Raw genomic sequence first — 14,508 nt, 5'->3', positions numbered from 1 at the left:
CCATTGCCTACAGCTACGCCAGAATCCGCCGGCTTGTGCGCTTTGGGGGCGGGTTCTATTGTGGTCCGGTCGCTGACGAATCAGCGATCGGGTTTAGCGACTCGAACTCAAGTCAAAGGTGCATCAGCGTTCCAGGCTTCGTTGCGGATCTGTATTTTCGCGATTTCGTCATGGTGGCTGTATGCGGGAGACCCTCGGGTCTGCCGGGTGCCTTTGACCGGTTCGCTAACCTGCGTACAGCCGCCACCCTTCCTGTTTAGCGACAGGTTGTAGCGGCTCCACTTCAAAGGAGCTTCACCATGATCAAACCAACACCCAACCCACCCGAAACCGACCCCACCTCCCCCTACGAATCCCTCGATTCCAAAAAACTCCACGACGCCGCCGACCGCGCGCTCGATCACTACCTCTGCCCACCCGGCTCCACGCCACCGCCGCGTAAAACCCGCCGGATGTACGCCGTCACCGCGGACTTCAAAAACGAGGAACTGCTGGCCGATGCCAGCGAAACACTCGCCTCAGCCAGAACCATCGCCCATGACTTCGCTCATCTCATACCCGCGTCGCAACGCAGGACGCTGTTGGGGATCGCGCAACTGATCATGCTCGGCGAGCTGGCGGTGAATCGGGTGATGGATAATCTGGAGTTGCCGCAGTAGCGACACGCGATGATCGTTCCCACGCTCCCGCGTGGGAATGCCTCAACGGACGCTCCGTGTTCGGCTTTTGAAGTGACGCAGAGCGTCCCGGGCTGCATTCCTTTGCTGCGCGTGGGAACGATCGATCTCTAAGGCTTTTCAGCTTCGACTCGACCTCTCCCAAAATCACCACCCGTCGGATTTCGGCCCGCACCTGTCAGATCTGACAGGTGCGCAAATCGCTATTTAGCCGTTCAATCACTCCGTCACCTTCCCGACCGGAGTCGTTGCCATGTCCACCCCAAACACCCCCGTAGCACTCAAGGAACTCGACATCCCCGGGCGGACCGGCCCGGTGTCGAACAATCCCATAATCTGGGGTATCAACATCGCCGCGGCGCTGGGCAACTTTCCGCTTCATGGCCTGCTGTGCCGGGCGGGGCCGTGGGGGAACATGGCGATTGGCGACACGCTGAGGATCTCTTGGGGCAGCGGGCAGAACGTCTGGGTAGAGACCGTCGACAAGACCGAGGTCAACACGCAACTGCATATGTTCGTGCCTTTCAAGCACATGGTCGATGGCCGGTTCGCGGTGTCCTATGTCGTCAAGCCGTTGGGCGGCACAGATCAACCGTCCGACGTCATGCAGGTGCTGGTGAAACTGACTCGCCCGGGCGGGCACGATGACAACGGGGACGGCGGGCATTCCAAGCTGATCATGAGCATTCCCCAGGACATTCTTGACGGTGGCATCCACCAGGAGAACGTGGGCGCAGGCGTGAAGATCAGCATTGGCAAGGCCGACGGCACGCCGCCCTATCCCTACGCCGCAGCCGGCGATGTTTGTCGCATGAGTTGGGGCGGGATCTTCGTGTCCAGTAGTCCGCTGACCCAGGAGCAGGCCGAAGGCAAGACGCCGATCATCGTGGCCATCACCGAAGCAATCATTCGTGAGGCCGGTGATGCGGAAAGTCCCGGTGTGGCCGTGGTGTTCGAGGTGTTCGACAAGGTCTTCAACCGCTCTGAAGACTGGAGCCCCGAACAGCGTGTGGTGGTGGCGGTGGATGCGACCCGGCTGATCGCGCCATTGCTCAAGGAAACGCAGAACAACGTACTCGACGTCGACAAACTGGGCGACGCCGACGGCACCGTGCAAATCATCGCCACAGACACGACCCACTTCAAAATCGGTGACATCCCGTTCATCAAGATCAAGGGCACGCCGGTCGAAGGTGCGCCGATTGATCTGGAAGTAAAAGGTACTGCTTTGACCAGTGTGCCGAGCGTTATTGAACTCAAGGCCCCCAACGCCGTGCTGCGCCAGTTGGCCAAGTCCCAGATCACCTTGTCCTACCGCCTGGAAAAAGCCGACGGCTCCGCCGATCTGCGCTCCAAAAGCCAGTTCATCCGCGCCATCGGCGAAGTTCAGCGGCTGGCCGCGCCGATCATGCTGGACGAAGATTCCGGCGCACTGGACCCCACGCTGGCCCAGGTACGCCTGAAAATCCCATTCGACAAATCCTTTTCCGAAGGCCAGGTCCTCCAGCCAATCATGCTGGGCACCACCCCCGGCCTGAAGCCGTACCTGCCTGTTCTGCCAACGCGCCCCATCACCCACAACGACATCGTCGCAGCACAACCACTGCTGTACAACATCGACGGCAAACACCTGGCCCCGGTCAACGGTGGCACCGCGGAGTTCTACTACCAGCAATTGATTGCCGAGGCGGTGCTCGCCACGCTGGACCCGTTTGAGGCCTCGCGCGCAATCCGCGAGTCGATCCACACCGCCATCCTGCAAGTCGGCGAAACTCGCCTGGAACTGCCCGAGCCGGAAGTGGCCGGCGTGGTGGACGGCGTCCTGCCTGCCGACACCGCCGGCACCACCCTGACCGTGCCGTACATCGAAACGGTCAAAGACGATGAAGTGTTCATGTTCTGGGTCGGCTCGATCACCGGCGAATACCCCGATTCGATCAAACTGAACGAGTTCACCGCCGGCCAGAGAGTGCCGTTCACCATTCCGGCGTCGGTGATCAAGGGCAATGAAGGCGGAACGGTGACCGCCCGATACGAAATCAAGCGTGCGGACGGGAGGATGAGTTATGCCGAGCCGTTGAAGTTCAGTGTCGGGGTGGCGTTGGATCTGCAAGCGCCGAAGATCAAAGATGCACCGAACGACACCAGCCTTGACCCGCTCGATGCCCAGAGCGCACTGACAGCCGTGGTTGACTCCGCAGGCCTGCTCCTCGGCGACACGATTATCGTCACGTGGACCGGCGCTCCCGGCTCGCTCCCCGCCGGCTCGCACACCACCGCGCCATGGCCGGTCACCACCCTTGGCCGGCAAGAAATTCCATTGGCCGTGTCGGTGATCCCCTTCAACCTCGTCAAGTCAATCACGTTGAGCTGTACCGTGACACGTGGCAGTCAGGAACCGAAAGAGTCGCCGCCGCGCACGCTGGCAGTGTTGCAATTGCGCGTGGTGCTTGCCCACTCACCGAAGATCACCCAAGCCGCCAACGGGGGTGACGGCAATGAACTGGATGTCTCCACGCTCACCGGACCGGCCACCCTTCGCGGCGGTTTCTGGCCGCACATTGCCGTCAACCAGCGCGTATGGATGGTCGTGTCAGGCACTAAAAAAGACGGTACCGAGTACAAGCGCGAAGTGTGGCAAGGCCCGAACAATGCCGTGAATGCCCTCTGGATATCGCAGGGCTATCTCGATGCAACCTTGTCACTGGCTGATCTGCAGTCGTTGAAGGATCAAAGCCCATTGACGGTGACCTTCAAGGCCACTCCGGATCGCAGCACGGAAGAAAGCCTGGCGCTGAGTTTTCCGGTGCAGACCTATACCGTTAAAAACCTCGTAGAGGTGCTCCCGACCATTGACTCAGTCAAAGGCTCATCCCGCAATGAAGACATTCCCGCCGGCGGCCAGACCGTAGAAACGACCATTATCCTGTCGGGCACGGCCACTCCAGACACAAAAATCGATCTGGCCAATAACGGCACGCTGATGCCGAATACCGAAATTCAAGTAGATTCAAAGGGAGAATGGACTTTCACACTGACTGCTCTGATTGCCGGAACTACCTACAGCCTGAGCGCCAGACGCAAGGACGGCACGCTGTCCAATACCTGGAATATTGTCGTGGTGGCATCGGTAGTGCCGACGCTGGACAGCGTGCAGGATGACAAAGGCATCGAGGTGCCTGATCGTCAATCCACCGTCAGCACCCAGTTGAAACTCAAGGGCACGGCAAGCTACGGCCAGAAGGTCGAGATTTTCGATGGTGACGAAGCAAGCGCGGTGTCCAAAGGCATCGCTTCGGTTGACGTTAACGGTGATTGGGTATGGGACATCGAAGTTGGAGCGCAGGAGCTTGCACACCGACTGTATGCAAAGTCCCTGTATCACAGCGGTTCAGTCCTTTCGAATGTGCGTCATGTGACAGTGATCAGCGGGCTGATCGTAGATACGACGCCTATCATTTTAAACGGACAGAATTACTCAATCGACCACGTAGCACTCGGTTGGTTGAGGACCGAAAGCGATCCAGCGAGCACGTCAGAAACCCGGACAGTGAGCGGAGGCGTACCACCCTACTCATTCACCACAAGCGCACCCGTAATCGCGTCAGTCGACTGTGCAGGATGTATCCGAAGCGAAGGTAATGGAGAGGCCGTCATCACCGTATCCGACACTCTGGGTCAATCAAAAACCATCCGGGTCACATGCACCAACGTGACCCGATTGCTCATCCAACCCTCACGAACCCACCACATTCTAGCCATGCAATGGATCGACGCCCACGGAGTGCGTATAAACCAGGAAACCGGACCCACGATCGCAGCAAGTTTAAGCCAAAAATACAAAGCGAACGGTCAACAACAGCATTTTCACGCAGGCCGACACACCGCACTCAACCTGCATGCCATGTTCCGAGCTAACACCCCCCCCAACACACACCCCTTTATAGGATTCCAATCTGGAGGATCCCCCACTTCCGCGGACTTACTCCCCATAATCTGTTTGCCATCATAAACAGTCGAGCCGAGGTGCTTTGATAGACAGAAAAGGGGACGACACCGAGGATAAGAGGATAAAGGGGACGGAAAGGATAAAGGGGACGCATTTATTTACCACCCCCTTCCGTTTAAGCAAACTTTTGACGCCCAGAGCAAGCTCACGGCTACCGCAATAAGCTTTCCAGTTTTTGTCAGTTTTAAACAGAGGGGTTTTACCCGTGAGTTTTCTACTGGCCGAAGCGGCCCCTTCGCGAGCAGGCTCGCTCCCACAGGGAAATGCATTCCAAATGTGGGAGCGAGCTTGCTCGCGAAGGGGCCAGTGAAGTCAGTGAAAATTGCCTTTTAAACTCAGGTGTTTAAAAGACACCTCCAGACACGCCTTTCAGGCTACAAATTCTTGCGCCATTGCCTACAGCTACGCCAGAATCCGCCGGCTTGTGCGCCTTGGGGGCGGGTTCTATTGTGGTGCGGTCGCTGACGAATCAGCGATCGGGTTTAGCGACTCGAATTCAAGTCAAAGGTGCATCAGCGTTCCAGGCTTCGTTGCGGATCTGTATTTTCGCGATTTCGTCATGGTGGCTGTATGCGGGAGACCCTCGGGTCTGCCGGGTGCCTTTGACCGGTTCGCTAACCTGCGTACAGCCGCCACCCCTCCTGTTTAGCGACAGGTTGTAGCGGCTCCACTTCAAAGGAGTCTCACCATGATCAAACCAACACCCAACCCACCCGAAACCGACCCCACCTCCCCCTACGAATCCCTCGATTCCAAAAAACTCCACGACGCCGCCGACCGCGCCCTCGATCACTACCTCTGCCCACCCGGCTCCACACCACCTCCACGCAAGACCCGCCGGATGTACGCCGTCACCGCAGACTTCAAAAACGAGGAGCTGCTGGCCGATGCCAGCGAAACACTCGCCTCCGCCAGAACCATCGCCCATGACTTCGCCCATCTCATCCCCACGTCGCAGCGCAGGACGCTGTTGGGGATCGCGCAACTGATCATGCTCGGCGAGCTGGCGGTGAATCGGGTGATGGATAATCTGGAGTTGCCGGGTTGACGCAGGCACTGGGGACACCTGCTGATTGATCCAGGGTCAATTCTGACGCCTTCGCGAGCAGGCTCGCTCCCACCGTTGAGCGGATTCCAGAGTGGGAGCGAGCCTGCTCGCGAAGACTGGCTCACCAGCAACACAAAGCTTGAAGCAGAAAAACCCGCCGCCCCGTTTCAATCGGGGCGGCGGGTTGCAGATCACTACGCCGTTAAAACCTGCTCAGGCGTAATCGGGCCGAAACTGAGCTCCTTGCCGTTGATATAGCGCGCGCCCTTGAGCAGCTCCTTACCCTCAATAACAACGACCTCGTCCTGCGGGTACATAAACGTCACCACCGATACCGGCGTCGTACGCTCCGGCAGCCCCCAAGACACTTTTGTCCGCTGCTCTATGAGGGTGAGAGCCCAATCAAACCAAATGATGGGGAGATCTTCGATCTTGATTTCGCGCTGCGGATCTTCCCAACGAAAGTCCTGCCGCGCCGTTATCAAAAGCGCATCTCCCTCGATGACGAATTCCGGTTTGCCAAATCGCCTCTCCATTTCATTGTTGATCCAGCCATCCAGGTACAAATCCGGGTCGGTGAAGAGTTCGAAAAGCATCGCGCTGGAGACGATTTTTCCTGCAGAACCACCAATCTCACTGTAGTTATTGTGGTACGCCAAACCCTCCAGCTCCGGCCGAATCGCGTTGCTCGACACTTCCAGATAATTGGCGCTGTAGGCGTTGGCCATCTGCTTGAAATGGGTGAAGTCCAGCATCAACTTGAAAGTCACGGTGTAACCGATTGCGCGATCGGCTGTGCGCTGCTCCAACACTCCCGAGACGAATTCAACCTCCATACCTTGCAACTTTCTGTAGGGCTGGTCTGCCATGATTGCTTCCTCTGAAACCTTATGCAGGCGCCGATCCCTGGTACTCGTCTCAGATGATCAGAGCGACCAATGCAGGGAAATGCCGGGAGAATTCCCATGGCAATGAGAGCGCCGATGGGCACAGCCGTCTACTGTCAGACTTGACAGGTTCAGAGGTTTTCCAGACAGACGGTAACCATCAGGTATCGCGGCGCAGATCCGGCGGAATCGGCAAATCATCCTTGAGCGGATCTGGGCGCTTGCCCTTGCCGGCACGGAACTGGCGGATCTGGTAGACGTAGGCCAAGACCTGAGCAACTGCCAGGTACAGCCCACCTGGGATTTCCTGATCCAGTTCGGTGGAGTAGTAGATCGAGCGCGCCAGCCCCGGCGACTCGAGGAGCATGACGTTGTTGGCCACGGCGATTTCGCGGATTTTCAGCGCGAGGAAGTCGCTGCCCTTGGCGATCAGCATCGGCGCGCCGCCCTTCTCCGAGTCGTACTTGAGCGCGACGGCGTAGTGGGTCGGGTTGGTGATGACCACGTCGGCGTCGGGAATCGCCGCCATCATGCGCCGCTGGGACATCTCGCGCTGGGTCTGGCGGATGCGCTGTTTGACTTCCGGGCGCCCCTCCTGATCCTTGTGCTCGTCGCGCACTTCCTGCTTGGTCATCAGCAGTTTCTTGTGTGCTTCCCAGAGCTGCACCGGCACGTCGACAGCGGCGATGATGATCAGGCCGCAGGCCAGCCACAAGGTGCTCCAGCCGACCAGCGTGACGCTGTGGATGATCGCCATTTCCAGCGGCTCGTGGGCGATCCGCAGAAAGTCATCGACGTCCGCCGACAACACCACCAACGCCACACCCAAAGTGATCAGAAACTTGGCCAGCGCCTTGAGCAACTCGATCACTGACTTGAACGAAAACATCCGTTTCAGGCCTGCCGCCGGGTTCATCCGGCTGAACTTGGGGGCCATGGAGCCCGCCGCGAACAGCCAGCCACCGAGGGAAATCGGCCCGATCAGCGCCGCCAGCAACAGGGTGATCATGATCGGCTGGATCGCCAACAGCGCCATCTGGCCCGACTGCAACAGAAACGCGCCCATGGAACCCTGATCCATGATCACTTCGCGCGACAGCGTGAAGTTCAGGCGCATCAGTTCCATCAGGTCTTCGGCCAGCATGCCGCCGAACACCAGCAGCGCACCGGCACCGGCCATGGTCACGGCCAGGGTGTTGAGTTCTTTGGAACGGGCAATCTCGCCCTTCTCACGGGAGTCCTTTTTACGTTTCTCCGTGGGGTCTTCTGTTTTGTCCTGACCGCTTTCGCTCTCTGCCATGACTCAGCGCGCCCGTGCCAGTTCGCGTAACAGCTGCAAGGCTTCAGTGGCCAGCGGCTGATACTGGTTGAGAATGTCCGCCAGACCGACCCAGACAATGAACAGGCCGAGCACCAGGGTCAAAGGAAAACCGATGGAGAAAATGTTCAGTTGCGGCGCCGCGCGGGTCATCACCCCGAAGGCGATGTTGACCACCAGCAGCGCGGTGACCGCCGGCAATACCAGCAGCAACGCCGCACCAAGGACCCAGCCAAGTTTGCCGGCCAGCTCCCAGTAGTGCGCGGTCATCAGACCGCTGCCGACCGGTAGCGTGGTGAAGCTTTCGGTGAGCACTTCGAAGACCACCAGGTGGCCATTCATCGACAGGAACAACAGCGTCACCAGCATGGTGAAGAACTGCCCGATCACTGCCACCGAGACGCCGTTGGCCGGGTCGACCATCGAAGCGAAACCCATGCCCATCTGAATGGCGACGATTTGCCCGGCGACGGCAAACGCCTGGAAAAACAGCTGCAGGGAAAACCCGAGCACGGCGCCGACGAGGATCTGTTCGGCAATCAACATCAAGCCACTCAGGTCGAGCGGGCTGACCGCCGGCATCGGCGGCAGGCTCGGCGCAATGCACACGGTGATCGCCACGGCGAAATACAGGCGCACACGGCGCGGTATCAGCGTGGTGCCGAACACCGGCATCACCATCAGCATCGAGGCGACGCGAAACAGCGGCAACATGAACGACGCCACCCAGGTACTGATCTGGGTGTCGGTCAGCTGAAGCAGCGATTGCATGGCTTAGCCGATGACCATCGGGATGTTTTTGTACAACTGAATGATGTATTCCATGAACGTCTGCACGATCCACGGACCACCGATGATCAACGTGACCAGCATCACCAGCAGACGCGGCAGGAAGCTCAGGGTCTGTTCGTTGATCTGCGTGGCGGCCTGGAACATCGCCACCAGCAAGCCGACCAACAGGCTCGGCACCACCAGAATCGCGACCATCAATGTGGTCAGCCAAAGGGCTTCACGAAAGATATCGACCGCAACTTCCGGCGTCATGGCGAGACACCTCCAAAACTGCTGGCCAGGGTGCCGATGATCAGCGCCCAGCCATCGACCAGCACAAACAACATGATCTTGAATGGCAGCGAAATGATCAGCGGCGACAGCATCATCATGCCCATCGCCATCAGCACACTGGCCACGACGAGGTCGATGATCAGGAACGGAATGAAGATCATGAAGCCGATCTGGAACGCGGTTTTAAGTTCGGAGGTGACGAACGCCGGCACCAGAATGGTCAGCGGCGCCTGATCCGGCGTGGCGATGTCGGTGCGCTTGGACAGGCGCATGAACAGCTCCAGATCGCTGGTGCGGGTCTGGGCGAGCATGAAGTCCTTGATTGGCACTTGAGCTTTTTCTACCGCTTGCTGGGCGGTGAGTTTTTCCGCCAGATACGGTTGCAGCGCATCGTTGTTCACCCGGTCGAACACCGGGGCCATGATGAACATGGTGAGGAACAGCGCCATGCCGGTGAGGATCTGGTTCGACGGCGTCTGTTGCAGGCCAAGGGCCTGACGCAGGATCGAGAAGACGATGATGATCCGGGTGAAACTGGTCATCAGAATCACGGCCGCCGGAATGAAGCTCAGGGCGGTCATGATCAGCAGGATCTGCAGACTGACCGAATATTCCTGCGCGCCATCGGCGTTGGTGCCCAGCGTGATCGCCGGGATCGACAACGGATCGGCGGCGAACGCTAGCGGCGCGGCCAGCATCAGGGCCAGCGTCAAGACGATGCGTAACGCACCCATTACTTCGTATCCTTCTGATCCTTGCCGAGTATCTTCAGCAACTGCTGGGCAAAATCCGGAGTGGCTTTTTCACTGGTGTGCGGCACCGGCACGGGTTCCTTGAGCACATGCAGCGCGGTGATCGTGCCGGGGCTGAGGCCCAGCAGAATCTGCTCGTTGCCAACCTGCACCAGCAGCAAACGGTCACGCGGACCGAGCGCGCGCGAACCGATCAGTTCGATCACCTGGCCTTTGCCGGCCGGACCTGCCTGCTGCACCCGGCGCAATAGCCAGGCGAGGAAGAAGATCAACCCCAGCACCAGCAACAGGCCGAACACCAGTTGCGTCAGTTGCCCGGCCACGCCGCTGCTAACCATCGGCGCGGTCGCGGCGGGCACGGTGGTGGCGGTCGACGGTTCGGCGGCCAGCACGCTCAGCGGCAAGGCCAGCAAAGCCCAGAGAAACCGTTTCACTCAGCGCAGCTTCTTGATGCGTTCGCTTGGGCTGATCACGTCAGTCAGGCGGATGCCGAACTTTTCGTTGACCACTACCACTTCACCGTGCGCGATCAGCGTGCCGTTGACCAGCACGTCCAGCGGCTCGCCGGCCAGACGATCGAGCTCGATCACCGAACCCTGGTTGAGTTGCAGCAGGTTGCGGATGTTGATGTCGGTGCTGCCCACTTCCATCGAGATCGATACCGGGATGTCGAGGATCACGTCCAGGTTCGGGCCGTCGAGGGTCACCGGATCGTTGTTCTTCGGCACGCTGCCGAACTCTTCCATCGGCAGACGCGAGCCGCTGGCTGCGTCGGCGGCCAGCAGGGCGTCGATGTCAGCTTGACCGTCACCGGTTTCTTCCAGGGCAGCAGCCCATTCGTCAGCCAGTGCCTGGTCGTCCTGGGCGTTCATATCGTCGTTCATCATTTGTCCTCGGCGGGCAAAAATTCAGTTAAATGCTTGGGGGTTGGAGCGCCGCTTCAGCGACGCTCGATCGGCTCGATCACCTGCAACGCGAGGTTGCCTTTGTGCGAGCCCATCTTGACCTTGAAGGCCGGCACGCCGTTGGCGCGCATGATCATTTCTTCCGGCATCTCGACCGGGATCACATCCCCCGGCTGCATGTGCAGGATGTCGCGCAGCTTCAACTGGCGGCGAGCCACAGTGGCGCCAATCGGCACGTCGACATCGAGCACGTCCTGGCGCAGGGCGTTGACCCAGCGCTCGTCCTGATCGTCGAGGTCGGACTGGAAACCGGCGTCGAGCATTTCGCGCACCGGCTCGATCATCGAGTACGGCATGGTCACGTGCAGATCGCCGCCACCGCCATCGAGTTCGATGTGGAAGGTGGAGACCACGATCGCTTCGCTCGGGCCGACGATGTTGGCCATGGCCGGGTTCACTTCCGAGTTGATGTACTCGAAATTGACTTCCATGATCGCCTGCCAGGCTTCCTTCAAATCGACGAAGGCCTGCTCCAGCACCATGCGCACCACGCGCAGTTCGGTCGGGGTGAATTCACGCCCTTCGATCTTGGCGTGACGGCCGTCACCGCCGAAGAAGTTGTCCACCAGCTTGAACACCAGTTTGGCGTCGAGGATGAACAGCGCGGTGCCGCGCAACGGTTTGATCTTGACCAGGTTGAGGCTGGTCGGTACGTACAGCGAGTGCACGTATTCGCCGAACTTCATCACCTGCACGCCACCGACGGCAACGTCTGCCGAGCGGCGCAGCATGTTGAACATGCTGATGCGGGTGTAACGGGCAAAACGCTCGTTGATCATTTCCAGAGTCGGCATGCGTCCACGGACGATGCGATCCTGGCTGGTCAGGTCGTAGCTTTTGACACTGCCGGGTTCGGCAGCGTTATCGGTCTGTACCAGACCATCGTCGACGCCATGCAACAGCGCGTCGATTTCATCCTGGGACAGCAGATCCTGCACGGCCATGTCGTGTTCCTACTGCAGTACGAAATTAGTGAAAAGCAACTGTTCGATCACCACTTTGCCCAGCTCTTTCTGCGCCACTTCCTGGACGCTGGCTGTGGCCTTCTGGCGCAACATCTCTTGGCCGACCGGGGTCGCCAAGGTGGCGAAATCCTGACCGGAGAAGAGCATCACCAGGTTGTTGCGGATTACCGGCATGTGCACTTTGAGCGCTTCCAGATCGGCCTGATTACGCGCCAGCATGGTGATGCTCACCTGCATGTAGCGCTGACGGCCATTCTGGTTGTAGTTGGCGACAAACGCCGGCGCCATCGGCTCGAAAATCGCTGGCTGCTTGCCGACAGGCGCCGCATCGGCGGCCTCGGCAGGCTTGCTCTGGGCGCTGTGCATGAAGAACCAGGTCGCCCCCACGGATGCACCAATGGCCAGCAGCAACGCCAGCACGATCACAATGATCAGCTTGAGTTTGCCTTTGGTTGCGGGGTCTTTCACTGCTGCGGTTTCGCTCTTCGCCATGCCAATAATCCGTCACTATTCGGGTTTTCACAGTCGCACGGCAAGGCAAGAGCAAGTGTTATGCCAGAAGTGTCGGTGATGGTGGAGACATTGCTAAAGTCAAAGGCACCCTCACCCCAGCCCTCTCCCGGAGGGAGAGGGAGCCGACCGAGTTGCTTTGTCGTGATACGTCGACCTGAAAGACCGAGTCGATTATGGATTCACAGCACAAGCATCAGGTCGGCGTAACTCGCGAGCATCCCCCAATCAGTCCCCTCTCCCTCTGGGAGAGGGCTAGGGTGAGGGTTTTCAGGAGGCCGACCGAGGTGTCAGACGTCAAACATCGACCTGAAAGACCGCGTCGATTAGGGAGTCCTCCATCAAGTCTTGGCGATCATGGATTCACAGACGCTATTTCAAGTCGGTGTAAATCTCCAATATCCCCCAATCAGTCCCCTCTCCCTCCGGGAGAGGGCTAGGGTGAGGGGCTCTTGATTTTGATCAGGCGTAATAGTCGACCGCGCTGCTGCCAATCACGCTGGTGGTTTGCGCAGCGGCTTCAGCAATGGTGGCAGGCGCCAATTCTTCATCCGCCGAATCGAGGCGACCGCCGGCAGCGCGGGTGCGACCACTCTGGCCCTGCTGCGCCTGTTCCTGACCCTGCTGACCCTGCCAGCCACGGCTCTGGTCGGAGACATTGACGTCGACCTGGCCCATGCCCTGCTGGTTGAACATCTCGCGCAGACGATGCATCTGCCCATCCAGCGCTTCACGCACGCTCGGGTGTGCACTCATGAACGTCACTTGCGTCTGTTGATCCGGAACCATGTTGACGCGGATATCCAGACGCCCCAGTTCGGCCGGTTGCAACTGAATATCCGCCGCCTTGAGATTGGCGCTCGACAGATACATGACGCGGTTGACCACTTCTTCAGTCCAGCCGCTCTGATGCATGGCGATCGGCTGGTTCACCGGCACCGCGTTTGCAGTCTTCGGCGTGGCAGCTTGTGTCAGGGCCGCCAGACGGTTGGCGAAGTCATCCACGCGGGTATCGCTGGTCGCATTTTTAAGGTCTTTGAGGCCGTCGTCGATCAAGCCGCTGAAGGCTTTGTCGCCGCCCTGACTGGTGCTGTCCTTATCGGCTTGCACGTCGAGCATGCTGGCCATGCCGGCGGCGAAGTTTTGCGCTGCAGTCAATTCGCCGTCGGCCTGAGCCTGAGCCGGCGAAGCCTTCGGTTGCGCCTGGCTGGCGGCGGAAATGTGCCCGCCCTGCTCCATCGCCATGCGCACGGCCGGCATCGAGTCGAGGGGATCAGCCGAAGGGTCGAAATCGCTGTCGGTGGTCGGCGTCGGATCTTTGACCACACCCGGCAATGCGGCAAGTGCCGGGGTTTCGGTTTCTGGCTGGGCCGGGGCAACCGCAGCCGAGGCCTGCGCCACGGGGGCCGCGACCACCGGCTGCACAGCGACGGCCAACGCCGGATCGAGCGCCGGGTCAACCGGCGCGGCATCAACCACTGGGGTCTGAGGAGTGTCGGTGCTGTCGTCGCTGCTGGCGGCGGTGGTGTCATCGGTCGCGGCGGTTTTGTCGGCAGGCAAGTCGTTGCCGCTATCGGCAACCGCCGGCTGCGCAGCGGCAGACTGATCCTTGCCAACATCCTTTTTGCCACTGTTGTCTGCGACCTTGTCGCGCGACGCCTTGGGCGAATTGTCCGCAGCCGCAACAGGCTTGCTCGATCCCTGATCGGCGAACACTTTCGCGAAGCTTGAGGCTTTATCCCCGGTGTCTACGGCCATGGCCGACGTTTTGGCAGAGGCAGCTTGCGCCTTGGCCTGAGCGGCATTCTGAAGAAGGATGTTGGGGGTCGCAGGCATGAAACGGTCTCCGCTGCACTGGGATCGTAGGTACAGTTGCGGAGATATCTGCAAGTGCCGGGCCAGTTTTGTCCGGCGCCTCAGAAAAGCGCCGGACGGCGGGATCAGTGAGTGTGAGCGGGATGTTTTTCGCTTTCGTAAACCGGGCGAACTTGAGCAAATTCGCCACTGATCTCAGCGACCAGTTTGACTATTTCCGCCGGGCTCTTGTCTTTGGCGTCCGATTCGAGTTCCTGGCAGAGCGCCGCCAAGCGGACAGCTCCCATGTTGCTGGCGCTGCCCTTGAAACTATGGGCAACTTCCGACAACACCTTGGCATCAGAGGTCTTTTGCAACTCGCCCAAGCGACTTTCGGAATCCGTCAGAAAGGTGTCCAGAAGCTCCGGATAACCCTCCTCCATGACTTCGCGCAGTACGCTCAGCGTCTCGCGATCAATATGTTTGTCAGTCACTTGTTCACTCCTTGATCAAGAATT

14 protein-coding genes are annotated in these 14,508 nt (G+C 59.4%); 3 read left to right on the top strand and 11 right to left on the bottom strand.

Translation table 11 applies throughout. From position 1 onward, the window contains the following. Positions 1-299 precede the first annotated feature (299 nt). From AC5SEM_RS04590 to AC5SEM_RS04580, 3 genes are all read left to right on the top strand, one after another. Positions 300-659 (top strand): DUF6124 family protein, encoded by a 360-nt coding sequence (locus AC5SEM_RS04590; protein ID WP_495472269.1) that lies wholly within the window; start codon positions 300-302, stop codon positions 657-659. Between the two features lie 271 nt (positions 660-930). Next, on the top strand, positions 931-4,689 hold the full coding sequence (locus tag AC5SEM_RS04585; RefSeq protein ID WP_495472268.1) for an immunoglobulin-like domain-containing protein: 3,759 nt from the start codon (positions 931-933) through the stop codon (positions 4,687-4,689). 685 nt (positions 4,690-5,374) lie between these two features. Then, positions 5,375-5,734: a DUF6124 family protein gene (locus AC5SEM_RS04580; RefSeq protein ID WP_495472267.1), complete on the top strand. Its 360-nt coding sequence runs from the start codon at positions 5,375-5,377 to the stop codon at positions 5,732-5,734. A gap of 194 nt (positions 5,735-5,928) precedes the next feature. On the opposite strand, the gene AC5SEM_RS04575 is transcribed toward AC5SEM_RS04580, so the two are convergent. The 11 genes from AC5SEM_RS04575 to AC5SEM_RS04525 all read right to left on the bottom strand — a co-directional run bounded on the left by AC5SEM_RS04575 (position 5,929) and on the right by AC5SEM_RS04525 (position 14,484). After that, a complete protein-coding gene (locus AC5SEM_RS04575) occupies positions 5,929-6,603 on the bottom strand; it encodes a hypothetical protein (RefSeq protein WP_495472266.1) in 675 nt (224 codons plus the stop codon). Positions 6,604-6,781: 178 nt separating this feature from the next. Next, positions 6,782-7,921 (bottom strand): flagellar biosynthesis protein FlhB, encoded by a 1,140-nt coding sequence (gene flhB, locus AC5SEM_RS04570; protein ID WP_137219401.1) that lies wholly within the window; start codon positions 7,919-7,921, stop codon positions 6,782-6,784. A 3-nt stretch (positions 7,922-7,924) separates the two neighbouring features. Continuing rightward, positions 7,925-8,710 carry a flagellar biosynthetic protein FliR gene (gene fliR / locus AC5SEM_RS04565; protein ID WP_077571671.1) on the bottom strand — a complete coding sequence of 262 codons (786 nt, stop codon included), beginning with the start codon at positions 8,708-8,710 and terminating at the stop codon, positions 7,925-7,927. Between the two features lie 3 nt (positions 8,711-8,713). After that, the gene (gene fliQ / locus AC5SEM_RS04560) at positions 8,714-8,983 is read right to left on the bottom strand and encodes a flagellar biosynthesis protein FliQ (RefSeq protein ID WP_038363854.1); all 270 of its coding nucleotides are present in this window, start codon (positions 8,981-8,983) and stop codon (positions 8,714-8,716) included. Continuing rightward, positions 8,980-9,738 carry a flagellar type III secretion system pore protein FliP gene (fliP, locus tag AC5SEM_RS04555; protein ID WP_003222895.1) on the bottom strand — a complete coding sequence of 253 codons (759 nt, stop codon included), beginning with the start codon at positions 9,736-9,738 and terminating at the stop codon, positions 8,980-8,982. Before fliP ends, fliQ begins: the two co-directional genes overlap by 4 nt. Beyond that, positions 9,738-10,190: a flagellar biosynthetic protein FliO gene (gene fliO, locus AC5SEM_RS04550; protein WP_077571670.1), complete on the bottom strand. Its 453-nt coding sequence runs from the start codon at positions 10,188-10,190 to the stop codon at positions 9,738-9,740. Before fliO ends, fliP begins: the two co-directional genes overlap by 1 nt. Then, positions 10,191-10,640 (bottom strand): flagellar motor switch protein FliN, encoded by a 450-nt coding sequence (fliN, locus tag AC5SEM_RS04545; protein ID WP_007920031.1) that lies wholly within the window; start codon positions 10,638-10,640, stop codon positions 10,191-10,193. 56 nt (positions 10,641-10,696) lie between these two features. Beyond that, positions 10,697-11,665: a flagellar motor switch protein FliM gene (gene fliM / locus AC5SEM_RS04540; RefSeq protein ID WP_038363850.1), complete on the bottom strand. Its 969-nt coding sequence runs from the start codon at positions 11,663-11,665 to the stop codon at positions 10,697-10,699. A 9-nt stretch (positions 11,666-11,674) separates the two neighbouring features. Beyond that, entirely contained in the window at positions 11,675-12,178 is a 504-nt protein-coding gene (fliL, locus tag AC5SEM_RS04535) for a flagellar basal body-associated protein FliL (protein ID WP_007920033.1), read from the bottom strand. 480 nt (positions 12,179-12,658) lie between these two features. Next, positions 12,659-14,032, bottom strand: a complete 1,374-nt coding sequence (locus tag AC5SEM_RS04530; RefSeq protein ID WP_495472265.1) for a flagellar hook-length control protein FliK — start codon at positions 14,030-14,032, stop codon at positions 12,659-12,661. 104 nt (positions 14,033-14,136) lie between these two features. Next, the gene (locus AC5SEM_RS04525) at positions 14,137-14,484 is read right to left on the bottom strand and encodes an Hpt domain-containing protein (protein WP_077571663.1); all 348 of its coding nucleotides are present in this window, start codon (positions 14,482-14,484) and stop codon (positions 14,137-14,139) included. Positions 14,485-14,508: the final 24 nt, after the last annotated feature.

It is taken from the genome of Pseudomonas sp. CH61 (assembly GCF_059429415.1).
The sequence above is the reverse complement of the archived record's forward strand: the minus strand, read 5'-3'. Positions and strand labels throughout refer to the sequence as shown.